We start from the raw sequence: 24,401 nt of genomic DNA on the forward strand, positions 1-24,401 counted from the left end.
CCAACCTGCCACAATGGGACAGGTTTATTTTGGCAAGTTTTATCTGAGCAAACGCCGCCTCTCTGCCATGTGGTGCCACGAGGACAGGTTAGCTTGCACCAATAAAAAGAAAAGGGCCGCGCACCCAAATGGATGCACGGCCCTCATGCCATGAATGCGAGTGATTCCGCGGCGAGCTATTTACTCAGCAGCCTCGGTGGTCTCGGCCTCGGCAGCGGCCTCCTCGACGGGAGCCTCTGCGGGAGCCTCGGCGGCCTGCTTGGCAGCCTCCTCGGCAAACTTAGCGGCACGCTTAGCCTTCTCGGCAGCCTTAGCCTCAGCGGCGGCCTTGCGAGCGGCCTCGGCCTCAGCAGCCTTGGCGGCCTTGGCAGCCTTGGCCTCCTCAGCCTTCTTGAGCTGGGCGGCAGCGGCGCCACCGAACTTGTCGGCGAAGCGCTGGACGCGTCCACCGGTGTCGACGAACTTCTGCTGGCCGGTGTAGAACGGGTGGCACTCGTTGCAAAGCTCAACCTTCATCTCGGACACGGTAGCGTGCGTCTTGAAGGTGTTGCCGCAGGAGCACGTCACCGTGCACTCGACATACTGGGGATGGATACCCTGCTTCATGGTAGGACTCCTTATTGGTCAGGCGCTGGTTACCGATCAGCGCATAAGGCGTCTTGGTTTCCGACCAAGACAACAAACTCGGCTATGGTACCACGGCGCCGCGTGTCCCACAAAAGGTTCACGGTCTTTTCGGAACGACACGAATCTGACCCATCGAAACACATCTCCACCGTTCCTTCAACTGGGAAAATGCCGTCCCCGGGGCCTGAGAAGGGCCCCGGGGACGTTCGACTGACTGCGGGAACGGCCTTTCCGCTCAATGTGTTCGGCTGAGATCGGAAATCAACCAAACTGAACTAGGTTCAGTTGACATGGTTAAAAACGAGGGGCGACGCTTTTGCGTCACCCCTCGTCCCGGCCGGTTGCTTTAGTTGTACACACGGTAGTTACACTTGAACTGGGTTATGTGTCCATAGTTGGAGCGGTACCAACCCGACGTATAGCTGATTGCCTCTGCGCCTAGATAGTCGTAGCCCTTGTTGTAGCGAAGCTGACGGTAGATCGTGTCGTACTCTGCTACGTAAAACGTGTCTCCAGAGAAGGCTTTGTACCGGTCCTTAACCGTCGAAGCCATGTACGCGGGTTCGACATCGCCTTTCTCCCCGTTGAGCGCATAGACGGGTGCCGCGATTCCGCATAAAGCCGTTGCCACGAGGATGGCGTAGACAGCCATGCGCGACGGATTGGACTTCAGCTGTTCAAATAGTTTCATGTCATTCACCTCGCTCGTATGTATCGAGGTATTCCTGCTTGAGCGTCTGCGAGGACGACTTGATCTTTTCCACGAGCGTGCCGGCCTCGATGAAGTAGAACGAGTTGGTGAGGTCTGCCAGGTCGTCGAGCAGATGGCTTGAAATGAGCACGCTTCGTCCCCGCGCCACCTCGCTGCGCATCGCGTCGCAGGAGGTTTTCCGCTTTCCCGGATCGAGGGCGTTCAGCGGTTCATCGAGGATGAGGTACGGGCAATCGGTCGCTATCGCCATGGCAAGCTTTACCTGCTGCTTCATTCCTGTCGAGAGTTTACGGGTCGGCTTGTCGAGATATGGGGAGATTCCGAGGGAGTCGCAGAGCGAGTCGATGTCGGCGGCCGATTTCCACGCCTCCCTAACGAAAGCAAGGTGCTCGATGGCCGATAGCGTGGGATAGAGATCCGCGCTGCCCGAAGAGCTCAGGTAGACGAGTTCTGCAAATTCGGCTGATCGACGTTGGCAGATTCCGTCTGCCGCCAGGCTTCCCGAGCGGATGCGGGTGGGAAATTGGCCCGACAGCGCTTCAAGAAGGGTGGTTTTCCCCGAGCCGTTGGGAGCAACGAGGCCCGCCGCCGTTCCCGGGCTCAGGAAAAGCGACCCGATTGAAAGTATCGTCGTGCTCCCGTATCCCACGCTCGCGTCCAGAAGCTCGAGCCCATGGTGCTTTTTCGCGGGTCCAGGCTGTTTGGGGGAACGTGCCGCAACGGCGCCGACCGTAAAAAAGACCGCGACGTATGCCAGGGCCACGGCAAGCATCGATGCGCTGCCTGAACCGGAGCCAATGAATTCTGTCGGGAAGCATCCTACGTAACCCGTTGCCTCGATAGGCGAGAACACGGCCAGCGGCAGGAGATTGAGCGCGGCGTTATGCTCCAGCGCCGAATCGGACAGTAACGGGAATGCCGGGGCCGCGACAAGCAGCGCGGAGGTAAGGGGGCCCGCGAGGACGCGCCTCGTTGCGGTCGATAGGACGGCGGAGCAAACGGATATCAAGGTTCCGCCCGCAAGAAGCGCGATAAGCAGGGCCGTGAAGACGTTTCCCGCGGTCGTGGTGGTAAGCGCGCCGTCATGGAAGAAGGCGATCGGGTACCCAATTTGCCCGAAGCCGTTTAGGGCCAAGGCGTAAATGCCCCCGGGTGCGAGGCCGGCGAGGAGCATCGCGGTCCCCGCGGCGATTATCGAAAACACGATCTGGATAAGGCGCCGGAATTTGGGCGCGGGCGCCTTTGCCGCCAGGGTCGCAGGCCTTGTGGCCCCGAGCACGAGTATCGACGAGAGAAGGAAGGGAATGAAGGGAAGGAAAGACGGCGCCGTGGCAATGGCGTAAGGCAGGAAGGAAAGGAATGGCAGGTCGTTTGCGGAGGCCGGGATATCCGTGATGCCGGAGCTGCTCAGGGCACGGCAATACGCGAGCGCCGCGTCATTGGTCTCTCGGTCTCCCACGATGGACCCGGATTGGAAGCCTTCGCCCATGAGCGCGTAGTAGCTCTCGGCAGAATCGAGAAAGGCGGCGTCGGTTTGAGCGGCAAGGGCGGCGTTCGCGTATCTTGCAAGCTCCGCGTCAGCTTGCTGCTCTGGCGATAGGTCTGTGCCGCTGGCCTGGGGCGCGCGCATATTGAATGCGTCGACAAAGCCCTGCATGCCCTGCTTCATAAAGAAGGGCCCGTAGATGGGTGAATTGAACGCAATGGGGACGGAAAAGGCTGCAGCGAGAACGAGCGTACAAATCCATGCGGCCTTGTCTCTTAGGATCAGTTTGAGAAGAAGTCGACAGTACATTCAGAAGCACCTACGTTCCTCAAAGAATCGTTAGATTAAAAGTAACAGACCGGATGAAGATACGTGCGACGGGGGCGAGGCGAATGGCTGAGCGGTATCGATACGCGGGTTCAACGGTATCACATTGGCCACATAGATTTTTAACTTGCATTTCTACCCGCCCTTTTCGTAGAGTCGCCGATACGTGCTTAGCGCACCCTCGGCGCGTCCGGCAGGCTTTGCGAAATGGGATCCAGGAGACTTCGGCGCAGCATCATCTTGCGGAATGCTTCTAATGAGCCTCCCATCCTTCAAAAACAGAATCTCATCGCACAGCCTATCGACCGAATCCAAGATGTGGGATGACATGATGATGCACGTACCAGAATCGGCCAGCTTCCTGAGAATCTCGGAATGCAAGTCCACCCTGCTGGGGTCGAGCGCGTTCATGGGCTCATCTAATAGAAGGTACCGCGCGCCCGTCGCATACGCAATCGCCAGGGTAAGCTGCTGCTTCATGCCCTGGCTCAGAGTGCGGATCCTCATCTTCGCGAACTCGCCTATCTGCGTTTGTTCCACTATCTCTTCGATATCGCGAGCATGCGGCCACATATCGCAAACCATCTTGAGGTGATCTTCCGCACGCAATCCGGGATACAGCAGCGTCCCCTCACCAGGTGCATAGAAGATCATAGAACGGACCTCTCTCGCACCCGTACCCTGCACCTCATCCAGAACGATGCTCCCGTCCACGCGAGGACCCGGCAAACCTGCCATCGCACGCAGCAACGTCGTCTTTCCATGCCCGTTCGGAGCGACGAGACCGTAGACCGTACCCGGGGCAAACTCAGCGTTCACCGAATCTACGAGCACCTTCTTTCCATAAGAGATCGTCAGCGTTTGAAGGTCAATCATCGAGATCATCCCCTTTCGATCTTTGGAACACTCAGGCGCACCATCAACGGAGATACGGCGCCCAAGACCACCAGCAGAGCGCCCGATGCGCCGACGACCTCTCCAAAAGGCATCGCGTTCGTCCCTCGCCCAAGGAACCCAATCGTCCCCACCTGGGAAGCGGGATCAAACGAGGCGAATGGAGCCAGCAGCGCGACGCCCATGCCCACGCTTTCAACATGAGCGCTCAACGAACCCAACACCAAGAGAACCGCGCAAACCATTCCGGTGACAACGGGGTTGCGGCTAATCGCTGCTGTCAACGCAGCGACGACGGAAATCACGCCGTATGCCATGACCAGCAACGGAATACTGCACAACACCGCCTCCCCCACCGTGGACGTTGTCGAAGCTCCCGCCCGAATGAGAGCGACGGGATACTCCGATCCACCCGCACCGTTCTTAATCACGGACACAACGACAGCGGGAACCATCGACACCAAAAGCAGCACCAAGCCAAGCAGGAGAGCCAGCGCAACAGCCGTCAGAAAACGCACATGCGCTGTTGCGGGGATCTGGAGAACCAGAAGGGAACGACACTGCAGGTGGGTGCACGCGAGCGATGTGACAACCACGGGCAACAGCAAAAATAAGGAGGGAAGCGCTGCCTGGAGATACGAAAGGAGGATTAATGGGGGCATCTTCGTACTTAACTCGTAAACCTTGGGGTCCGGCAAGCTCGCGATCGACTCAAGCAGAAGGGCGCGCGCCTCCGCACGAGAAGGAGTCTCCGGCTCGATTCCGATCGATTGCAGGAGAGTCGCATCTGCCGCGCCCAGCTCACCTCGAGCGCGCTCGTACGTCGCAAGGCTTCGAAACCCCTCCGCAGGCATAGGCGCGTACACGAAACCCGAAAGAGCATCCCGCATGTCTTCCAGGGCCGCTTTGCCCTCGACGTCCATATTCGCAGCGTTCTGCTCTAGATACCGATCTATTGAACGGAGCTCCCCATCCCTATACCGAACAGCGGAAACGTTATCAGCGTCAGGAAACATCTCGACCAGAGCCGGGGCCAGCATCGTCATCGACATTGCAATCGCGCATACGGCGAGGGTAGGAGAACGCAGGAGCAGTTTCCCCATCGTTCTTACGTATGCAACGGCGGAGGCACAAGCGCTCGAACGAGTTGCCGTTCTCGATGCAGTGAAGGAACCTCTCTCAAGACAAATCGGGGATATCGGGCACGCGCAGCCGCTCTTTCCAGCAACGCAAAGCAGGCTAATTGCCAGCACCTCGATCCCGATTGCGCATACGAGGGCAATCGCGCCACGCTCGAAGCAAAGTCCAGGCAGATTCACTATCTGCGTTGTCGGGTACGGGCTATAGGCGCCGACGGTCAACTCAGTGTTCGCATACGTAAGGGGATTCAACAGGGCGAACTCACGTAAAGCGATGGATCTTCCGTAATACCCGGGAACCATCGTCACCCCCATCAGGGCACATACGAACACGATTCCAAGCGTAGGGTTATTGGCAATCTTCACGGCAAGGTGAACGACAAGCGAGATGAACGCTGCCACCAAGAATTGCAAGATGGCCGTCTGCGCGAACACCAGCCAAGCCGGTTTGATAACCGGAGTCGCATATTGAATGTAGCCTATCGGATAGAACGGCGAGCCCGGGCCATTCTTCACAAGCGCGGCGATTATCCCTGGAAGATTGATGGCGAGGACGGCAAGCATTGCAAAAACACTCGCCCATACGCTCGATGCAACAAGTCTACCCAGCTCGCCCATCGGTGCCTGGATGATGAGCTTTTCACGTTTGTTAAGACGCGCGGCAAGGAACGAGACGGCAACGGCCGTTGCGACCCATAGCAAGTACTCCTTCGATCCGTCATAATAGGTGTACTCTCCATCCGATATCTGCAGAAGCGGAAGTAGGGGAGAGAGCGGTGCCAAGATAAGACGTCCCGCGGCAAGAGGGTACAGAAGCGCGGGCATGCTTGATGAAGAGGCATAGACACCGTCCTCCCCCGCATTCACAAGCGCATCCGCATAGGATGCTGACAATTCCTGCTCAACACGGGTTATTCCCGACTCGAGGTATTCGACCCGTCCGTCGATGCCAGCCGCGCTCCTGAAGACGGGCAGAGCACAAAGAACCATCAACGCAACAACGACAACACAGAGCGACCTGGAGGAGAGAAGCGACCTAAAGATCGCCTTCGAGATTTTGAGCATATTCATCGCCAACCTTAACCTCATCCAGTCGGAACAGAGTGGCCGAACAAAATGCTCGGCCCTTATTACTTGCCGGCAAAGTCAATTTAACATAAACTGTTAAAAAGTAACCTGAGTTTTTTAAATTCTTCGGAGGTTATTATGAGTTCCGACAATCGCACTCCCCGGCTTCATTCCTTCCGCATCGCATGTGCGATAGCCTCTGCGACCCTTTGCGCCACCGCCATCGCACAAGTGGCGTTCTCCTTAAAGCCAGCAATCGAAGTGCTCGACAACCCTGTAATTGCAGACTCCCCCGCGTATCCAGCCCTTGCGATCTCGACATTGGTCCCTGCCGTCATCGGTATCGCTACGACCATCCTCAGCGCCGTTCTCGTGTGGACGATCAAGAGCGGAGACCCCTTCAAGAAAGGGTCTGCGACATGCTTGAAGGTGCTCGGCATTCTCTTCGTTGTTCAAGCTGCCACCAGCCTCTACGCCGGCTCACTCAAAACCTCCGTTTCGATGTTTGGCGGCGAGGGGGCCGTCGGCGCCCAAGAGATCGCTTCATCATTCGATTGGACCTCTCTGGTTCTCGGCATCGTCCTGTTCATGCTTTCCCAGCTCTTCTTGTACGCCCGAGAGCTGTACCTCGACTCCGACGAGATTGCGTAAGGAAACGCCATGCCCGTAATTGTTCGCCTCGACAAGATCATGGCCGAGCGAAAGATTTCCTCGAACGAACTTGCCGAAAGGATTGGAACCACGCCCGTGAACCTGTCCCGTATTAAAAAAGGGCATATTCGCGGCATTCGCTTCAACACACTCGAGCAGCTATGCCTCGCCCTTCGTTGCCAACCCGGAGACCTTCTCGAAGTCATGAGCGAAGAGGATGCCCGAAAGGAGTTCGGACTCGATTGGTCCGCCGAGGATTAGAGGGCGGTCGTACTCGCCCTGCACACGGGGATGCGAATCGGCGAGGTCTGCGGCCTTCGGTGGTGCGATGTGGATTTCGAGACGGGCCTGATCTCGATCAGACACTCGGTGGCGCACGCGAAGGGAATGGGTTCGTTCATCAAGGACACCAAGACCCATGACGCCAGGGGTATCCCCATCGACCCGGTCGGCCTACTCCCCTTCCTGAAGGAGACCCACGAGATCGACTGCGGAAAGCTGCGCTTGCGCGGCCTTACCGGGGCGGTCGAGATCGGGGACTGCTACATCCTGTCGGAGCCGGGCGCGACCTTCGCGACGACAAGCTATATCCGCAGGGCGTTCAAGACGTTCTCGGAGACCAACGGCCTCATGGGCACCAACGACGAGCTGATCACGTTCCACGGCCTTCGCCACACGTTCGCAACGCAGTGGATCCGCCAAGGCGGCGATATCAAGGCGCTCCAATCGATCCTCGGCCACAAGGACGCCATGGCGACGCTCAACGTCTACGCCGACATCGAGCCCATCTCCAAAATCCATAACATGCTGCGCGCCACGCCGTGCCTTTGGCGCGGGCACCTCGGGCCGAGGGTCGATCCGGGTCCCATGTTCCAACAGAGGATCCAGGAGTCCATCGAGACGCTCCAGGCGTTCGGCTACGGCATCACCGAGCCGGACGACCGAAATATCGCCATACGCGACGTGAAGACGAACAGTTGGCTCTAGCTCACCGAGTACGCGGCAGTGCTGGGCCCATCCCAACTGAGGTCACGGTGGTCCGATAGGGGCGCCGCCCGCGGCATGCGCCGCGGAGCGGTATCCCCTACCGAAGGGCGGGGATGCCCTCCGCTTCCAGTTCGGAATCAGCCGTCGGAGGCGTTCGGCTGACTGCGGGAACGGCCTGTCCGCTCAATGTGTTCGGCTGAGATCGGAAATCAACCCAACACGAGCCGGACACGCGCCAGACGGCTCTTCCCCGTACGGCCTTCCCCCTTACGCTCATGTTGCAGGCATGTAACGCCGCAGCGAGCGCGCCTTTTTTGCGCCAGACAGGTACAATGATGAACACTGTACCGTAGCGGAGCGCCCCGCGCGCGCCGCAATCACGCGAAAGGGTTTCCCATGGCCGAGATCTCGTCCTCCCGTATCGTCATCACCGTCCTTGGCAAGAACCGCCCCGGCATCGTCGCCGGCGTCACCCGTGTTCTGGGCGAGGCCAACGTCGACATCCGCGACATTACGCAGTCCATTATCGAGGACATCTTCACCATGACCATGCTGGCCGACACCGCCGAGTCCAAGCTCGACTTCGCCGAACTCCAGAAGGCGCTTGCCGAGGCCGGCGAGCTTTCGGGCGTCAATGTGTCCATCCAGCGCGAGGATGTCTTTAACTTTATGTACCGCCTGTAGCGAACAGGTCGTGCGGGAACAGGCTGGCGCATCTGCACCCAAGCACGCCGCCCCCACACGACCCCGAGAGGAGCGCGCATGGCTTACGACGCCAAGAAAATCTACTACCGCTTCGATGACCATCTGAGCCGCCTGGTCTTGGATTATGAGGCGAGCCGCCAGATTTCGCCCGAAAGCGAAAACCTCTACCACGGCCTACCGACTGATCCGTATGACGAGGGTCTGTTCGTCGAGCACAACGTCAAGCGCGGCCTGCGCAACGCCGACGGCTCGGGTGTGGTCGCGGGTCTTACCCGCATCTCGGACGTGCACGGCTACAACAAGGTCGACGGCAAAGTCGTGCCCGACCAGGGCAAGCTTACGCTGCGCGGCTATAGCATCGAGGACCTGGTCAACAATGCCCAGGCCGAGAATCGCTACGGCTACGAAGAAGTCGCCTATCTGCTCATTACGGGCTCTCTGCCCACCAAGGAAGAGCTCGACGGCTTTTGCGAGCGCCTGGGCGCCTTTAGACATCTGAGCGACGAGTACGTTAAAGAGTTCCCTATGACCACGGTATCGTCGAGCATCATGAACGTGCTCCAGCGCGCCGTACTGCTGCTCTACGCCTTCGATGCCGAACCAGACGTGATCACGCCCGAGCACGAAATCGACGTCGCCATTTCCATGCTCGCACGTCTCCCGCGCATCGCCGCCTTCGCACACATGGCCTCGGTCGCCAAGCTTCGCGGCTCCGAGGTTCACGTGCCGCACCCTACGCCCGGTCTCTCCACCGCCGAGACCATCCTACAGGTCCTGCGCGGCGGCATGGCGTTCACCCGCGATGAGGCGATGCTGCTCGACGTTATGCTCATGCTGCATGCCGAGCACGGCGGCGGCAACAACTCCACCTTCGCTTGCCGCGTGCTGTCGTCTTCGGCCACCGACCCGTATTCCGCCTACGCCGCGGCTATCGGCTCGCTCAAGGGCCCGCGCCACGGTGGTGCCAATGCCAAGGTCGTGTCTATGCACGAGGACATCCGCGCGCATGTCTCCAACTGGGAAGACGAGGACGAGGTCGCGGCCTACCTGGGCAAGATCCTTGACAAGCAGGCCTTCGACGGCACGGGCCTCATCTACGGCATGGGCCACGCCGTCTATACGCTCAGCGACCCGCGCGCCGAGGTCTGCCGCCGTTACGCGCGCACGCTTGCCGCCAAGAAGGACCTGGGCGAGGAGTTCGCGCTCATCGAGCGCATCGAGCGCCTGGCACCGCAGGTGATGCGCGACCACGGCATGACCAAGCCCATCTGCGCCAACATCGACCTATACACGGGCTTTATCTACAAGATGCTCGGCGTGCCCGAGACGCTTTTTACGCCGCTGTTCGCCGTCGCCCGCATGGCCGGCTGGTCGGCGCACCGCATGGAAGAGCTCTTCTGCGCGCACCGCATCATCCGTCCCGCGTATCGCCCGGTTATCGAGCCGCTGGAGTACAAGCCGCTCGCCGATCGCTAGGACGCGGACCGTTATAGAACCCGAGCGTGGCCAGGGCATCACCGCCCTCGGCCACGCTTTTTATGCCAGTAGAAAGGATCGCAACGAATGATTGTGTTTTCCGATATGGACGGAACGCTGCTGACGAGCGATAAGCAGATGAGCGACGCCACTTGGGCAATGCTCGACGAGCTCGCACGTCGTGGCATCGAGTTTGTTCCCTGCACGGGGCGTCCGCTGTCGGGCATCTTTGAGCCCATTCTCGCCCATCCCGCCGTGCACTACGCGGTCTGTGCCAACGGCGCCAGCGTCTGGCAGCTCGACGACGGTACGCCCGCCGATGCCTCACGTGCTACGCGCATTTTGAGCCGACCGCTCGACCGCGCCATCGCCCACCGCGTCCATAGCATTGCCGCCGACCATGACGTCACCTTCGATATCTTCGCGGACGGGCAGTGCTTCCTCCCCCGCTCGCTTTACGGGCGCCTGGATGAGTTCTGCGGCGGTGACCCCCACATCGCGGCTTCGCTCAAGCGCACACGAACACCGATCGACATGGATATCGACAGCAAGATCGACGAGGTCGAGACGCTCGAACGCATCGCCATGTACTGGCACGACCCGGCCGATCGCGACGCCATCGTGGCGGCGCTCGACACGCTCGGAGGCATTGAGATCACGCGTTCTTACGCCATGAATATCGAGGTCATGGGTAAGGGCGCCACCAAGGGAACAGCCCTCACGTGGCTATGCGAATACCTGGGCGAGCGTCTCGCCGACGCCTGGGCGTTCGGCGACAACATCAACGACATCCCCATGCTGCAGGCAGCGGGCCACGGCATGGCCATGATCAACGCCGAGCCCGAAGACCGCGAGGCCGCCGACGCCATCACCGAATACGACAACGACCACGACGGCGTCGCCCGCACCATCATGGCCGCCCTCGCCTAGTCATTGGCCAGTCACTGGGGATGTTCTTAAATGACTAGTCGTTGGGGACGCTCTTCGCGAAAAAGCTGCAAGGACTGTCCCCCACTGCCGGCAGAAAAGGAACGTCCCCAACTGCCGGATTAGGCGAGGCTCTCCAGAACACGGCGGAGTTCTTGCTGGACGGCGTGGTCGCGGTTACGACCCACCACGCGATCGGCCACCGCCTTGAGCGCGGGGCGCGCGTTTTCCATCGCGCAACCCGTGCCGACAAAGCGAATGATCTCGTAGTCGTTCATAGAGTCGCCAAACGCCATAACCTCATCGCGCCCAATGCCGTAATGCTCCGCGAGCTGTGCGATGCCCGAAGCCTTCGACACACCGGGCTGCATGGCATCGATCCACGCGTTGCCTGAAGGCGCAAAGGTAAAGAGCTGACCGAGTTCGCGCTGTAGCACGTACGCACTGTCCATAACGACACCGTCGTCGCAAAAGATACTCGCTTTGATGATATTTACGCTGGGATCGGGCAGCTCCCAAATGCGCTCGGCATTGGGGAGGTCCTTATCGACCTCGCGCACGAACTTGCTCTCGTCATCGAGCAAAAAGGACTTGGTTCGGTCAAAGAGCGCAAGATGCAGATTGGGAAACGTCGCGACGGCCTGGGCGAGCTTTCGAATCGCCAGGTGCGAATACACCTCGCGGTCTACCATTTTGCCGTCGGCGTAGACCTGGGCACCGTTAGCCGCGACAAAGTCCATCTTGTCGCGAACGGGCGCAAAGAACTCGCACAGGCGATCGTAGCGGCGGCCTGATGATGCGGCAAAATGTACACCATGCTCGCGTAGTGCCAGGATCAATTCGTAGGTCTCAGGCGGCACCTGGCCATTTTCGTCAAGCAGTGTGCCGTCCATATCGGATGCAATCAGTTTAAACATAGAAAAGCTCCCTTCGGGCTTGATGGAATCGGACGTGTATCCGATTCCAACGTACCCAAAGGGAGCTCAAATAAGACGCCGCAGTCGTAAACGTTACATAGACCTGGCAAATAGCTCACACATGCCAGGGGTCCTACGGTCGCGGCGTCAGGCAGCCCGCCAAAGAGTGTCCCCGATGACTAGTCGTTTAAGAACGTCCCCGATGACTAGTCGTTTAAGAACGTCCCCGATGACTAGTCGGCGTAGGTGAAAGTGGTGACGTCGAACATGCCCTCGGGGCGGATGCGGAGCGTCGGGATCACCGGCAGGGGCAGGAAGATGATGCCCATGATGGGGTCGAGCGGCGGCTCGATGCCCATGGCGCGCGCCTTGACCATAAAGTCGTCGTGCTGCGCGGCGACATCCTCGGCCGTGCCCTCGCTCATCAGGCCACCGAGCGCCAGCGGAATACGCGCCACGACCTCACCGTTGCGCACCAGCACGTGGCCGCCCTGGCCAACAGCCTCGACGGCAGCCATCATATCGGCCGCGTTGTCGCCCACCACGCACACGTTGTGCGAGTCGTGGCCGATCGTCGAGGCGATGGCACCGCCCGTAATGGTAAAGCCACGCACCCAGCCGCGACCAATGTGCTTGCCAACAAGACCCAGGCCCGCAGGGCCATCACCGTCGGCCCCCTCGGCCTGCAGTGACACGCCGCGGCCGTGGCGCTCGATCAGCATAATGCGGCGCAGGCCCTCGGCATTCTCGGGACGAGCCATGCCCGTGATGGCCTTGCCCGGCACCACGTCGATCACGGCCTCGCCCGGCTTAAAGGCATAGTCGAACACGTCGAGCGATAGCTTCGGCAGCTTAACGGAAGCACGCAGCTCATCGGCAAGGGCCGCAACCTCGGCCATCTCGGGTGCAATTTCGCCCACAAAGGTGCCATCCTGCGCCACCAGGGCACCGGCGGCATAAACACGATGCGGAGCCGTGGCAAACGTAAGGTCATCGAGCACCAGCAGGTCGGCGCGCTTGCCCGGGGCGATCGCGCCACGGAGCTCGTGTGGGTCGCGGCAGCCGTGGTCCAGGCCAAATGCCTCAGCCGTAGAAAGGGACGCCATGGAGATGGCGACCACCGGGTCGATGCCGGCCTCGATAGCCACGCGACAGGCATTGTCGATCATACCGGTCGAAAGCGCGTCGGAAGGAGCACGGTCGTCGGTCGCAAAGCAGCAGCGACGGGCGCGGGCGGGGTTCTCCAGCAGCATCGGCGACAAGTTGGCCAGGTCGTGGCTGCACGTGCCCTCGCGCAGCATCACATACATGCCGCGGGACAGCTTATCGAGCGCCTCCTCGGGAATCGTCGACTCGTGGTCGGCGATAATACCCGCTGCGGCATAGGCGTTGAGGTCTTTGCCGGCAACAAGTGGCGCATGGCCGTCGACCTGCTTGGACGGCGTCTGGTTGGCAGCGTCGATGCGAGCGCAGGTCTCAGGATCGGCCATAAAGACACCCGGCAGGTTCATCATTTCGCCCAGACCAAAGACATCGCCCGGATACTCGGCAAAAAACGCCTGCATGTCAGCGGCGGTAATCACAGCGCCCGCTTGCTCATCGGGCAGCGCGGGCACGCACGAGGGCATCATGTACTTGATAGAAATGGGCGCGCGACGGCCGTCCTCGATCATAAAGCGCAGGCCGTCCAGGCCGGAAACGTTGGCGATCTCGTGGCTGTCGGCGATGGCAGTGGTGGTGCCGCGCGTCGCCGCCATGCGCGCATACTCGGCGGGACGGATGTTCGAGGACTCGATATGCAGATGTCCGTCGATAAAGCCGGGGGCGATATAGCGACCCTGGCAGTCAATGACCTCAGCCGCCTCGTAGGTGCCGGCGGCATCGTCGCGACCGTCGTAGAGCACGCCGACGATTACGCCGTCCTTGACGGCAACGCTACCGGGCGCCACACGCTGGCCATATACGTCGACAATCTGCGCATTGGTAAACAGCGTGTCGACGGGCACGCGGCCCTCGGCAGCATCGATCACAGACCTCATGACCTCAACGGACATACATACTCCTTTAACTGTAGAAATAACTGCGGAGCGGACGAGCCTTCACCGCAGCAAGCCAATAGCCATTGTATGCCCAAAAGAAGGGTCGTAAATACGCCTCCCTCCGCTTAATGATCCCTTGGGGACGGAGAAACATCTCCCATTTTTACCCGACGCACAGGCTCAAAACGGAACATTATCCACGCTCACACCGGGCAAAATTTATGTCCGCACGGCGAGATATACTCTGATGTCAAAGGCATTTGGACAAGCCAAAGAGAAAGGAAACACCTTGTTCTATCTCAAGGATTGCAGCGGACAGCCGAGGGCGCCGCAGAGGAATATCGAAGGTATCATGCGCGGCGTACGCATCGCCTTTAGACTTATTCCCTTCGTACAATCCGTCGAACTTGTAGGACCTGAAGATATCGAGGGTGACTGCCCTATTCAGCTTCAGGTCAATATCGATCCGCGGTTTGGCAAGCCCTTCGCTCCGATCTTCGACGAGCCCTGGCAACCCTCGAGAGATGTACGCTTTAAGCCGTTTAGTCAATACCTGCTTACCGAACTTGGTCGCGATGTTGACTGCTTTGCTGGCGACAGCGCCCGCGCACGCGAGATCGGGCGCGATACTAAGCTTGTCTACGAGCGAGAGCCCGACTACTTTCTGTCTGACACAATCGAACCGCTGTTCAAATCGGCCGAAAATGACGCGCGAGAAGCCGCGAGGTGCCTGGAGGACGACTTTCGCGCCATGGCCCCCAACATCTGCCACTATGCCGGTGAGGCGGTGCTGTCGAGTCTCGAAATCGCCTACCACGCCATGGGCGGTCTGGATGTATTCGCGCCCGACATCTCTAATTACTTGGAGAATGCGTCGGAGGCACGAGCGATACGTTGTGCCGACTTATGGCTAAGGCACGCCGCGGGCGAGCTCGATTATTGCATGCGATGCGTTCATAACGGCGCGCCGCTCAGCGGTCTTGACGCGCTGTGCGCGGTAGTCTACGCGAATGAGTTTGCTGATGAGTTGGACATGGCCGGTAGACCGGCATTTTGGATTCCAGTTCGCAATCCCGAGGTTATTGAGCTCATGAGGACACTCGAGATGCCACGGCAATGCCGGTAACACGAGAAGGACGGACCACTCTAGGTAGCATGAGATAGGGGCGTTATGTTTTATTACAAGGATTATTCCTCTTCAACGGTGTCGCCGAAGAGAGCCATAGATGAAATTGCAGATGCCTTGCAATGGCCTCTCAGCAATAGCCTCTGTGTGAAATCTGCCGAACTCGTTGAACCCGAGAAGCTCAGCGGCGAAGGACCGATTGAACTGCAGCTTAATATCGACTGGCGGCTTGGCACTCCTCTTGTGTCTGAATTCGTCATGCCGTGGAAAGTGGCTGACGAGGAGCGCTGCAGGCGGTTTGCCGACGAGATCGTTCCGCGGCTGGGACGTGATGTCGAATGTTATACGGACCGCAACGACCGTGCGAGCACGCCAGGTCGTAACACGAAGCTCGTCTACGAGCGTAGCGAGCACGACGAGAGCGAAATGAAGAAGTCCCTCGAGATTTCTGAAGAGCTCGCGCGGGAGACAGCAGGGTATCTGGCAGATAGTTACCGCTCTAACGCAACGGAAATCTGTCTGAACGCCGCCAGCATAGCGCAGGGATATCTCGACCTTGCCTCCAACGCCATGGGAGAAACGGACGATTACGTCCCATGGAATAATAGCGTCTGGGTATCTCTTGATGAAGCTCAGCTTTGTCGTGCAATCAACGGAAGCCCCCGACTCGACCGCGCTGCACACACATTGGACCACCACAAGCATGCCTATGAGCTTAGCTTATATGGTGAACAAGTGGTGTTCGGTCACGATGCGCTTCGCGCAGTGACCTACGTAAACGAGATCGCGGATGCGCTGCATGCGGCTGGCAGGCCGGCATATTGGATTCCAGTTCATAATCCCGAGGTTTACGACCTCATGAAGACGCTCGGATTGATTCCGGAGAAGCCGAAATTTGAAAAAGGCGACCGCGTGCGCTTTTGGGATGTTCGGGACACCTCGATACACGGGCGTTATGTCAACTTTCCCGAAAGGTTTGGCGTCGTCGAGGACGCCACCCCTCAGCCTGGTGGAAACCCCAGCAAGGGGCGTTTTTGGACGTACGACGTTCGCGAGGGCGATGTGCTCCACAAAGGGCTGACAGATTGGGATATCGAGTGGCCCTATCGTTGCTAGACGACGGTTCCCGCCCAAGGGATCCCAAGCGTCGGCACCAGCTTGGTGCATAGTAACCTGGCCCCATTGCACTATATTGATGTCTATAGTTTTTAATCTAAGGAGCTATTGATGCAACTAAACCTAGACATGAACTCGACCGAAATGAGAGCGTGGGCGAAAACCAAAAAAGCCAGCTATACTTGGTCGACGCTTTATGACGATCAAGTTTGGAAAAGTCCGGGACAGTCCGGCGACACGGAGCAAGAGCACTGCGTCACATGGCTTGAAGCACAAGATGGGGCCCGGACAGCAAAAAGTGTTTACAATCATCTGAATTGTGCTGCTCTTGCACTGTGGATTGCGGAAGCCGCGGGCGTCAATGGCAGCGCCGTCGAAGAGGCGTATCACGCGGCAGAGCTATCATTCAGCGACAAGGGGTCTGCTAGTTCGGCGGCGGCTGCCGTCAGGCGCGTTATCCCCTGGACCATGGTTGTCGAAGCTTCTCAATCTAACCAGTAGCACCTCGATATGACAGAGCCAGTAACGGCACCGCAAAATTGGTGCAGACTAGCCTGACTCCATTGCACCAAACTATTGACGACCAAGGCACCAAAAAAGTTGCGGTGGAATAGTTCCCGTTTAAAGGCCTAGGCCGCGTTTTTAGGAACTATTTCACCGCAACTTAAAAGGCCGCAGTCGGGAATCCTGGCTGCGGCCTTGTTGCACTTGTAAGGTCAACTCACTCGTTAAATCAGCTTGAAGCCCTTGCGCTTGCCTACGGAGAGGGTGTCGCCCAGCTTGAGGGCGCTCGGGTCGATGTTGTAGCTCTTGGGAGCCACGGCCTCGCCGTTGATCTTGACGCCGCCGCCGTCGATGTCGCGACGGGCCTGGCCGGCGCTCGCCGAAAGGCCCAGGTCCTTAAGCAGGCCGGCGAGGTAGATCTGGCCCTCGTCGTTGACGGTCAGCTCGACATGCTTCTCGGGGAAGTCGGCAAGCTGGCCCTCCTTGAACACGCGGTCGAACTCGGCCTGAGCCTCGTCACCGGCACCGGCGCCGTGATAGGTGTCGCACAGGTCGCGGCCCAGCGCGCGCTTGAGCTCATAGGGATCGGCGGAACCGTCGGCCAGGGCAGCGTCGATCTTGTCGACCTCGGCCGGGGCGAGCGAGCTAGCCAGACGATAGTACTTGCCGATCATCTCGTCGGGGATAGACATGGTCTTGCCGAACATATCCTTGGGAGCATCGGTCAGGCCGATGTAGTTGCCGTAGGACTTGGACATCTTGCGCACGCCATCGGTGCCCTCGAGCAGCGGCATGGTAAGCGCGATCTGCGGCTCCATGCCCATCTTCTCCATGAGCTCGCGGCCGGCGAGCAGGTTGAAGAGCTGGTCGGTGCCGCCCATCTCCACGTCGGCCTTGATCTGAACGGAGTCGAAGGCCTGCATCACGGGGTACAGGAACTCGTGCAGGGCGATCGGCGTCTGGGACTGGTAGCGCTTGGTAAAGTCATCGCGCTCGAGGATGCGGGCGACGGTGAACTTGGAGCACACCTGCAGCAGGCCGGCCAGATCCATCGACAGGATCCAGTCGCCGTTGTGCACGATGGTGGTCTTCTCGGGATCCAGGATCTTCATGGCCTGGCTCACGTAGGTCTCGGCGTTGGCCTCGATCTGCTCCTGCGAAAGCTGCGGGCGGGTGGAGTTCTTGCCCGAGGGGTCGCCGATCAGCGCAGTGCCGTTGCCGATGATAAGGGTGACGTTGTGGCCCAGGTCCTGGAACTGACGCATCTTGCGCAGGGGCACGGCATGGCCCAGGTGCAGGTCGGGGCTGGTGGGATCGACGCCGAGCTTGATGTTGAGTGGCTCGCCCTTCTCAAGCTTCTTGCGAAGGTCGGCCTCGGGGACGATCTGCGCTGCACCCGAGGTGATGATACGCATTTGCTCGTCAACAGACAGCATTGGGCATCCTCCTTTTGCTATAGCACCCTCACCGGATACGGCGGTGCTGGAAGTTCATAAACCCACTAATAATAACCAAAACAGCGCGACGCGGCACCTACGACAGGAAAATCCTCGTCCTGCCGCACGCGTCGATAACGACCGGCAAACGCGTGCCGTCACGTTCGACCAAAAAGCGCGCCTGCTGACGGCGCGAGCAGTCACGGCAACGGACCTGCCCCGTTGCATCCGTGGCGCAGGCGCCCTCGGCAGTCAGCAAGCAGTGCTCGCACACCATGAGCTCGGGACGGTCGGCATCGACAGGCCCCAAGACACCGGGGCAAGCGGCAAGCTCGGCAACACGCTCCGCATCATTGCCGAGCAACTCGGCCGACAAGCACACCCGCCCCGCACCGAGTCCGCGCAGCCAGGTAAGCGTGGCCCGATTGGCACAGAACACCGGCGCCGCCACGTCAAACGTTGTGCCCAGCTCGCGGGCCATCGCCACTTGTCCCAGATTGCGGCAGACGACGCGCCCGGCACGCTGCATAAGCGCCCGAGTCCGCTCGGCGTCGCCCGCGCGGCACACTTCGTCGAGCACCACCGTTGTATCGGACAGATCTCGCTCATCGCGCGGACCCACATCCATCAGCTCCCAGGCAAAGACCATACGAGCAAAATCCTCGCGCTTTACCGGCCCCGCCGACCCCGCCAACTCCGTCGACGCGCCGCCATCCACCGCAGCGTCCTCAAAGGGCAGCACCTCAACGGCACGCGCAACGGGCGCAATCGCATCCGCCTCGGCCCGCATGCGCTCCAACACCGCCGTCGTCTGATCCAACACGCCGGCGCTGCGAATCAGATAGACCTCGCAGCCCGCGTCCACCTTACGTTTGCAATGCACGACGATGCGCTCTCCCGCAGCGGCATCCACGGGGCAAGGCACCTGTGGCCAGCGCTTGGGCACATCGGGACGCGCGTCGGCACCCGGGTAAAATCGGATTTCGAGCGTATCGCCCGCCGCCACGGCGGCATCAAGCTCAACCGTCACCTCTTCGTGACCCACCGCCACCAAGTGGCCCACGCGCACGCCCTGGTTGATCGCGCGCTCAAAGCTCATGAGCTCGACACCCGAACAACCCCGCAGGTAAGCATCGGTAAACCCACGGTTAAACGACCTTCCCAGCTCGCGTTCAAGCTCTTCCACGGCACCGGAGTCCCACGCGCCGTCGCACAGCATATCGAGTGCCCGACGCCACACCCTCACCACGTTGAATACGTAATCGGGATTCTTCATGCGTCCCTCGATCTTGAGCGATGCCACGCCGGCGGCAACAAGCTCGGGCAGGTGCGCGATACCCAGATAGTCACGCGGACAAAGCAGGCGGTCTCCCTCGACGGCAACAACACTCTGCCCCGCCTCGTCCACTAGGTCGTACGCCAGACGGCACGGCTGCGTGCAGTCGCCGCGCATCGCCGATCGTCCACGCCGCAGGGCCGAGAACTCGCACGCCCCCGAATAGCCGATGCAAATCGCACCGTGGCAGAATACCTCGATGGGCACGCCCGTGGCACAGAGCGCCGCAATCTCGTCGACCGTCAGCTCGCGTGCCGTCGTCACGCGCTCGACCCCCAGCTCATCGGCGGCAAGCCGCACGGCACCCTCGCTATGAGCGCCCGCCTGCGTGGACAGGTGAATCTCGACCCCGGGAATCGCCGCGCGCAGCGCGCAGGCCAACCCGGCATCGGCGACAATCAGAGCATCGGCGCCCAGCTCCAGTGCATGAGCTCCCAACGCCACCGCGTCGGACAACTCATCGTCAAACACGAACACGTTGAGCGTTACGTACACACGCACGCCATGGGCATGCGCCACGGCGCAGCCGCGCGCAAACTCGTTATCCGTAAAGCCATGGGCGCTCACACGGGCGTTAAAGCCGCCCAACCCCGCATAGATGGCATCGGCGCCCGCGGCGATGGCCGCAAGCATCTGGTCGAGCCCGCCCGCCGGCGCCAGCAGCTCGGGCAGCGCCGCACCGGCAGCATCCAATCCAGTCTCGTATTGTCCGCTCGGCCCCATCGTCCGAATCGCCATCGACAAACTCCTTACCAAGGTATGCATTCACTCTGAAAAATGCCGTCTTCCAGCATACACGAGGCCTCGCGCGCCCCGTTTGGTTTATCGTGTAATAACTTATGTCCATCCTGCCCCGACGGCACATCCACCGTCCGGCACGACATACCTGGAGGTCAATATATGGGTCCTCGCCAACGACAGGGACGCAGCCGTTCAAAGACGCATGCTCTGCCCATAATCCTGCTCTCGTTTTTGGGCTTTCTGCTGATTGCGGGCGTGGCATTTGGCATCGGCATGGTCGGCAACGTCAACCGCTGGCTGTCCGATCTGCCCGACTACACCGACGCCAACGCGTATCTGGTGAGCGAGCCCACCGAGATCGTCGACTGCAACGGCAACAAGATCGCGAGCTTCTACACGCAAAACCGCAAGTCTATCACCAAGGACGAGGTCTCCCCCTACGTGCTGCAGGGCACCGTTGACGTCGAGGACGAGCGCTTCTACGAGCACGGCGGTATCGACCTGTGGGGTATCGCGCGTGCTGCGGTGGCAACCCTCGGTGGCGGGCACGAAGGCGCCTCGACTATCACCCAGCAGCTTGTGCGCAACACCATCCTGCAGGAGGAGCAGTTCGACTCGACCATTGAGCGTAAGGTGCGCGAGGCCTACATCGCCATCAAGATGGAGGACATGTACTCCAAAGACGAGATCCTCATGATGTACCTCAACACCATCTACTACGGCCATGGAGCATATGGCATCGAGGCCGCCGCCGAGACCTATCTGTCCAAGACCGCCGCCGACCTCAGCCTGAGCGAGGCCGCGCTGCTCATCGGCCTTCCCAACTCGCCCTCGCAGTACGACCCCACGGTTAATCCCGACCTGGCGCTGTCCCGCCGCAACAAGGTTCTGGACAACATGCTGCGTCTGGGCCACATCACGCAGGAAGAGCACGATGCCGCACAGGCTGAGCCCATCACGCTTAACGTGACCGAGATTTCGGGCAGTGGCGTCGATGTGTACTCTCAACCCTACTTTGTCTCCTACGTAAAGCAGCTGCTTGAGCAGGAGTTCTCCACCGACGTGCTCTTTAAGGGCGGTCTGACCGTCAAGACCACCATCGACCCCACCATGCAGCAGGTTGCCGAGGAGGCTGTGCGCTCGCAGCTCGACACGCTTTCTCTCGACGGCCTGGACATGGGCATGGTCGTCGTTGACCCCAAGACTGGCTACATCAAGTGCATGGTGGGCGGCTACGACTATAACGCCGACGAGAATCACGTGAACCACGCTACGGCAAAGCGCCCCGTGGGCTCCACGTTTAAGGCCTTTACGCTGGCAACCGCCATCCAAAACGGTATGAACCCCAACGTTACCCTCAACTGCAACTCGCCTCTTACAGCCAAGGGCACCACGACCAAGGTGCAAAACTATGCCAACCAGAGCTATGGCAACATCACGCTTAAGCAGGCAACGGCATACTCATCCAACACCGGCTACATTCAGGTGGCAGAAGCCATCGGCAACAACAAGATCATGTCGCTCGTCAAAAAGCTCGGCATCGATCCCGCCAAGGACAATATCGAGGACGTTCCCGTCATGACGCTCGGCACCGGGTCCATCTCGCCGCTCGAGATGGCATCGGCCTACGCCACTTTTGCCAACGGCGGCCATTATCGCCAGCCGATCGCCATCACCGAGATCGACTCGCGCACCGGCTCGGTGCTGTACCAGCACACCGACAATCCCACGCAGGTGCTCACTGAAGGCGAGGCTGCCGCGGTTACCGACGTTCTATCCGGCGTCATGCAGGGCAGCGGCACGGGTGCCGCCGGCGCGCTGAGCGTCAACCAGCCCTATGCCGGCAAGACGGGCACCACTGACAACACCACCAACCTGTGGTTCTGCGGCTACACGCCGCAACTGGCATGCGCCCTGTGGACCGGTTATTCCGCAGGCGAGATTCCCATCCAAAAGTACGGTACGGACCTGCTGGGCGACAGCACCAACCTGCCCGTCTTTAAGAAGTTCATGAACACGGTTTTGGCCGGAACCGAGCGCGAGGAGTTCCCGACCGGAACGGCCCCCACGTACAAGAACAATAACGTCTGGAAGTTCTACGGCACAAACAACAAAAAAGAAGACGAAGAGGAAAAAGACGAGGAAAAGGAAGAGGAAAAGGAAAAGGAAGAGACCACCACGACGACAACCACGACCACTGAAACCCCGGGCGGCAACACCACCGGCGATAGCGGTACGACAGGTGGCGACGGTGGCACAGGTGGCGACGGTGGCACGGGCGGCGACGGCGGCACGCCGACGCCTACCCCCGATCCTACGCCCACGCCTGACCCCTCTACGGGCCAGTAAGCGCACAGGACGACTGACACCAAGGCGCCCGAGCAGCACGTACGCTGCTCGGGCGTTTCTTTATTTCGGCAGATGCCATAAGATGCCACGACGGCCCCGGCTGCAAGACCGATAGGGCAACAGGCGACGGCATGCAAAAAGGGCGCTGACCTTCGTCAACGCCCTCGGCAATTACCTATAGCAACAATCGACGCAGCAGCGGCGCCGTGCATCCCCTACTTATGAGAGTTACTCAGCTTGTTGATGAGCGCCTCAAGACGCTCGCCGTCCTCGGCCGTCTGCGCAATGACCAAAATCGTGTCGTTGCCGGCAAGCGAGCCGAGCACGTCGGGCAGCTCCGCAGCATCGACAGCTGCGGCAATACCAGAAGCCGTACCGGGCTGCGCCTTGATCATAACCAGATTATCGGTGCGCAGCACGCCGGTAACCAACTCGGAAACCATGCGCTGCAGATGCAGGTCCTCGGCAAGGACATAGATGCCCTCGGGGAGCTTACGCAGTCCCATGTCCGCGATATCGCGCGAAACGGTCGCCTGCGTGCAATCGAAACCCATGGCGCGAAGCTCGTCTACCAAAACGCGCTGCGTACGTACGTCCTTATTGCGAACAATATCTCTGATGGCATCCTGGCGCCCATTGCGTTTTTTGGCCATACAAAACCTCACTCCAAAAGATGGCGGAGACAATCACTTAGTGATTGAATAGTTTAGCGCTATTTGAGGGTTTTAGTGAATAAGAACGCATTTCGAAACAATTCTATGCAAGTTTGTTTCGTAATGAGCCGTTTAGGCGGTTTTTGCGCCCGTCCGGTTAAGAAAAGCTGCCAGATGCGTACACATCACGCAGCGCGCGGGCTTAGCGCTGGCGATCGGCCCAAACAACAGGCCCAGTCCCCGATGGTTGTCCTTGAGCGCGGCGACCATCTGACGGGTTCGAGGCGCCTCGAGCATATCACGCATGCGGGCGGAACGCTCGATTGACGACACTCCATGCGGGCTCAGACACAAATTCTCGATGCAGGCGACCAGTCCGGCAAAGTAGAACTTTTGGCTTGCCAGCTTGAGCCGACCACCGCTATCTGCTTCCGAGAGTGAGTCCGCAAGCTCGTCGAGCGCCCGGGTGTCATCGGATACCTTGGCATACATGGTGGGATCAAAGGCATCTGTAAGCTTAGGCGCCGCCGCGTGGAAACAAGCGTCGCCGCATCCGGAGACGCGCTGTGCCTGCGAGAGCGCGCACGCCATAAACCCAACCGTGCGAAACGTCTTATCGCACAAAAGACATGCCTCAAACAGTGGACGGCTGTACATCACGCCAGAGACTTGAGCAACCAAGCCGCCTAAAATCAACTGAGGCAGCCCGGCCACCATCGAAGACTTGTCTTCAATGACAATAGAGGCAGCATCCAAGACACGCGAATGGCGCTCTCGATGTGCATCATAGCGGTCGAGCGACACCGTGGGGAACACTATGTCTGCCGCAGTATCGCACGCGATATCGACCATCTTGGAAAGGGACTGCGGAGCAAACCACTCATCGGCGTTCATGGCGATGATTTGAGAGCCGCGCGAGGCATCAAAACCGGCACGAAGACAAGCGCCGCGCTTCGCGTCCTCGACGTCAATCAAATCAATATGGATGTCCCTGTCGGCAGCAACTTGAAGCGAATGGCGCACACCGGGCGCAGCATCGCGGCAGACAACGACAATCTGCAAATCATAGAGGTCTTGGTTCTGGATACTCTCGAGCGCACGCATCGCATAGCTGGGCGAACCTTCTACCACAAGGATCACCGAAAGTCGCGGATGCGAACAACGTCGAACCAAGTTTTCCATCCT

Annotated in this window: 21 protein-coding genes; 10 read left to right on the top strand and 11 right to left on the bottom strand. The window is 59.7% G+C overall.

Going from position 1 to position 24,401, the window contains the following annotated elements:
- Window positions 1-180 precede the first annotated feature (180 nt).
- The 5 genes from rpmE to DW892_RS00610 form a co-directional block, all read right to left on the bottom strand.
- Window positions 181-606 (bottom strand): 50S ribosomal protein L31, encoded by a 426-nt coding sequence (gene rpmE / locus DW892_RS00590; protein ID WP_006235303.1) that lies wholly within the window; start codon window positions 604-606, stop codon window positions 181-183.
- Window positions 607-973: 367 nt separating this feature from the next.
- On the bottom strand, window positions 974-1,318 hold the full coding sequence (locus DW892_RS00595) for a hypothetical protein (RefSeq protein ID WP_117764981.1): 345 nt from the start codon (window positions 1,316-1,318) through the stop codon (window positions 974-976).
- 1 nt (window position 1,319) lies between these two features.
- Window positions 1,320-3,008, bottom strand: coding sequence for an ATP-binding cassette domain-containing protein (locus DW892_RS00600; protein ID WP_187364954.1), 1,689 nt, complete (start codon window positions 3,006-3,008; stop codon window positions 1,320-1,322).
- A 279-nt stretch (window positions 3,009-3,287) separates the two neighbouring features.
- Window positions 3,288-4,037, bottom strand: a complete 750-nt coding sequence (locus DW892_RS00605; RefSeq protein ID WP_035137424.1) for an ATP-binding cassette domain-containing protein — start codon at window positions 4,035-4,037, stop codon at window positions 3,288-3,290.
- Entirely contained in the window at window positions 4,034-6,256 is a 2,223-nt protein-coding gene (locus DW892_RS00610; protein WP_117764985.1) for a hypothetical protein, read from the bottom strand. Before DW892_RS00610 ends, DW892_RS00605 begins: the two co-directional genes overlap by 4 nt.
- Window positions 6,257-6,391: 135 nt before the next feature.
- Here DW892_RS00610 and DW892_RS00615 point away from each other — a divergent pair, with 135 nt between their 5' ends.
- The 6 genes from DW892_RS00615 to DW892_RS00640 all read left to right on the top strand — a co-directional run bounded on the left by DW892_RS00615 (window position 6,392) and on the right by DW892_RS00640 (window position 11,002).
- Complete coding sequence (locus tag DW892_RS00615; RefSeq protein WP_006235293.1) at window positions 6,392-6,904, top strand: DUF2975 domain-containing protein; 513 nt, start codon at window positions 6,392-6,394, stop codon at window positions 6,902-6,904.
- Between the two features lie 9 nt (window positions 6,905-6,913).
- Window positions 6,914-7,165, top strand: a complete 252-nt coding sequence (locus DW892_RS00620; protein ID WP_006235292.1) for a helix-turn-helix transcriptional regulator — start codon at window positions 6,914-6,916, stop codon at window positions 7,163-7,165.
- An 18-nt stretch (window positions 7,166-7,183) separates the two neighbouring features.
- Window positions 7,184-7,891, top strand: a complete 708-nt coding sequence (locus DW892_RS00625) for a site-specific integrase (RefSeq protein WP_255415160.1) — start codon at window positions 7,184-7,186, stop codon at window positions 7,889-7,891.
- Between the two features lie 396 nt (window positions 7,892-8,287).
- Window positions 8,288-8,575, top strand: a complete 288-nt coding sequence (locus DW892_RS00630; protein ID WP_006235289.1) for an ACT domain-containing protein — start codon at window positions 8,288-8,290, stop codon at window positions 8,573-8,575.
- A gap of 78 nt (window positions 8,576-8,653) precedes the next feature.
- On the top strand, window positions 8,654-10,072 hold the full coding sequence (locus tag DW892_RS00635) for a citrate synthase (RefSeq protein WP_117764988.1): 1,419 nt from the start codon (window positions 8,654-8,656) through the stop codon (window positions 10,070-10,072).
- Window positions 10,073-10,159: 87 nt separating this feature from the next.
- On the top strand, window positions 10,160-11,002 hold the full coding sequence (locus DW892_RS00640; RefSeq protein ID WP_117764990.1) for a Cof-type HAD-IIB family hydrolase: 843 nt from the start codon (window positions 10,160-10,162) through the stop codon (window positions 11,000-11,002).
- A gap of 119 nt (window positions 11,003-11,121) precedes the next feature.
- On the opposite strand, the gene DW892_RS00645 is transcribed toward DW892_RS00640, so the two are convergent.
- Window positions 11,122-11,916: a Cof-type HAD-IIB family hydrolase gene (locus tag DW892_RS00645; protein WP_117764992.1), complete on the bottom strand. Its 795-nt coding sequence runs from the start codon at window positions 11,914-11,916 to the stop codon at window positions 11,122-11,124.
- Between the two features lie 233 nt (window positions 11,917-12,149).
- Window positions 12,150-13,970 carry an adenine deaminase gene (locus DW892_RS00650; protein WP_117764994.1) on the bottom strand — a complete coding sequence of 607 codons (1,821 nt, stop codon included), beginning with the start codon at window positions 13,968-13,970 and terminating at the stop codon, window positions 12,150-12,152.
- Window positions 13,971-14,244: 274 nt separating this feature from the next.
- Between DW892_RS00650 and DW892_RS00655 the strand changes: the two genes are divergently transcribed.
- The 3 genes from DW892_RS00655 (at window position 14,245) to DW892_RS00665 (ending at window position 16,698) form a co-directional block, all read left to right on the top strand.
- The gene (locus DW892_RS00655) at window positions 14,245-15,081 is read left to right on the top strand and encodes a hypothetical protein (protein WP_117764996.1); all 837 of its coding nucleotides are present in this window, start codon (window positions 14,245-14,247) and stop codon (window positions 15,079-15,081) included.
- A 45-nt stretch (window positions 15,082-15,126) separates the two neighbouring features.
- A complete protein-coding gene (locus DW892_RS00660; protein ID WP_117764998.1) occupies window positions 15,127-16,197 on the top strand; it encodes a hypothetical protein in 1,071 nt (356 codons plus the stop codon).
- A gap of 111 nt (window positions 16,198-16,308) precedes the next feature.
- Window positions 16,309-16,698: a hypothetical protein gene (locus DW892_RS00665; protein ID WP_117765000.1), complete on the top strand. Its 390-nt coding sequence runs from the start codon at window positions 16,309-16,311 to the stop codon at window positions 16,696-16,698.
- 227 nt (window positions 16,699-16,925) lie between these two features.
- On the opposite strand, the gene tyrS is transcribed toward DW892_RS00665, so the two are convergent.
- Window positions 16,926-18,137 carry a tyrosine--tRNA ligase gene (tyrS, locus tag DW892_RS00670; RefSeq protein WP_117765002.1) on the bottom strand — a complete coding sequence of 404 codons (1,212 nt, stop codon included), beginning with the start codon at window positions 18,135-18,137 and terminating at the stop codon, window positions 16,926-16,928.
- 97 nt (window positions 18,138-18,234) lie between these two features.
- Window positions 18,235-20,211, bottom strand: a complete 1,977-nt coding sequence (locus tag DW892_RS00675) for a U32 family peptidase (protein ID WP_158566983.1) — start codon at window positions 20,209-20,211, stop codon at window positions 18,235-18,237.
- Between the two features lie 162 nt (window positions 20,212-20,373).
- Between DW892_RS00675 and DW892_RS00680 the strand changes: the two genes are divergently transcribed.
- Complete coding sequence (locus DW892_RS00680; RefSeq protein ID WP_117765006.1) at window positions 20,374-22,563, top strand: transglycosylase domain-containing protein; 2,190 nt, start codon at window positions 20,374-20,376, stop codon at window positions 22,561-22,563.
- 215 nt (window positions 22,564-22,778) lie between these two features.
- On the opposite strand, the gene DW892_RS00685 is transcribed toward DW892_RS00680, so the two are convergent.
- Together DW892_RS00685 and DW892_RS00690 are read right to left on the bottom strand one after the other, a co-directional pair.
- Complete coding sequence (locus tag DW892_RS00685; protein ID WP_022094272.1) at window positions 22,779-23,216, bottom strand: arginine repressor; 438 nt, start codon at window positions 23,214-23,216, stop codon at window positions 22,779-22,781.
- A 132-nt stretch (window positions 23,217-23,348) separates the two neighbouring features.
- Entirely contained in the window at window positions 23,349-24,389 is a 1,041-nt protein-coding gene (locus DW892_RS00690) for a glycosyltransferase (protein WP_187364955.1), read from the bottom strand.
- Window positions 24,390-24,401: the final 12 nt, after the last annotated feature.

Origin of the sequence: Collinsella sp. AM40-7AC (assembly GCF_003468125.1) — a bacterium.
GTDB lineage: Bacteria > Actinomycetota > Coriobacteriia > Coriobacteriales > Coriobacteriaceae > Collinsella > Collinsella aerofaciens_O.

Coding starts and splice junctions, on each gene's coding strand:
- rpmE (WP_006235303.1), bottom strand. CDS start 606: ATGAAGCAGGGTATCCATCCCCAGTATGTCGAGTGCACGGTGACGTGC.
- DW892_RS00595 (WP_117764981.1), bottom strand. CDS start 1,318: ATGAAACTATTTGAACAGCTGAAGTCCAATCCGTCGCGCATGGCTGTC.
- DW892_RS00600 (WP_187364954.1), bottom strand. CDS start 3,008: ATGAAGCAGGGCATGCAGGGCTTTGTCGACGCATTCAATATGCGCGCG.
- DW892_RS00605 (WP_035137424.1), bottom strand. CDS start 4,037: ATGATCTCGATGATTGACCTTCAAACGCTGACGATCTCTTATGGAAAG.
- DW892_RS00610 (WP_117764985.1), bottom strand. CDS start 6,256: ATGAATATGCTCAAAATCTCGAAGGCGATCTTTAGGTCGCTTCTCTCC.
- DW892_RS00615 (WP_006235293.1), top strand. CDS start 6,392: ATGAGTTCCGACAATCGCACTCCCCGGCTTCATTCCTTCCGCATCGCA.
- DW892_RS00620 (WP_006235292.1), top strand. CDS start 6,914: ATGCCCGTAATTGTTCGCCTCGACAAGATCATGGCCGAGCGAAAGATT.
- DW892_RS00630 (WP_006235289.1), top strand. CDS start 8,288: ATGGCCGAGATCTCGTCCTCCCGTATCGTCATCACCGTCCTTGGCAAG.
- DW892_RS00635 (WP_117764988.1), top strand. CDS start 8,654: ATGGCTTACGACGCCAAGAAAATCTACTACCGCTTCGATGACCATCTG.
- DW892_RS00640 (WP_117764990.1), top strand. CDS start 10,160: ATGATTGTGTTTTCCGATATGGACGGAACGCTGCTGACGAGCGATAAG.
- DW892_RS00645 (WP_117764992.1), bottom strand. CDS start 11,916: ATGTTTAAACTGATTGCATCCGATATGGACGGCACACTGCTTGACGAA.
- DW892_RS00650 (WP_117764994.1), bottom strand. CDS start 13,970: ATGTCCGTTGAGGTCATGAGGTCTGTGATCGATGCTGCCGAGGGCCGC.
- DW892_RS00660 (WP_117764998.1), top strand. CDS start 15,127: ATGTTTTATTACAAGGATTATTCCTCTTCAACGGTGTCGCCGAAGAGA.
- DW892_RS00665 (WP_117765000.1), top strand. CDS start 16,309: ATGCAACTAAACCTAGACATGAACTCGACCGAAATGAGAGCGTGGGCG.
- tyrS (WP_117765002.1), bottom strand. CDS start 18,137: ATGCTGTCTGTTGACGAGCAAATGCGTATCATCACCTCGGGTGCAGCG.
- DW892_RS00675 (WP_158566983.1), bottom strand. CDS start 20,211: ATGGCGATTCGGACGATGGGGCCGAGCGGACAATACGAGACTGGATTG.
- DW892_RS00680 (WP_117765006.1), top strand. CDS start 20,374: ATGGGTCCTCGCCAACGACAGGGACGCAGCCGTTCAAAGACGCATGCT.
- DW892_RS00685 (WP_022094272.1), bottom strand. CDS start 23,216: ATGGCCAAAAAACGCAATGGGCGCCAGGATGCCATCAGAGATATTGTT.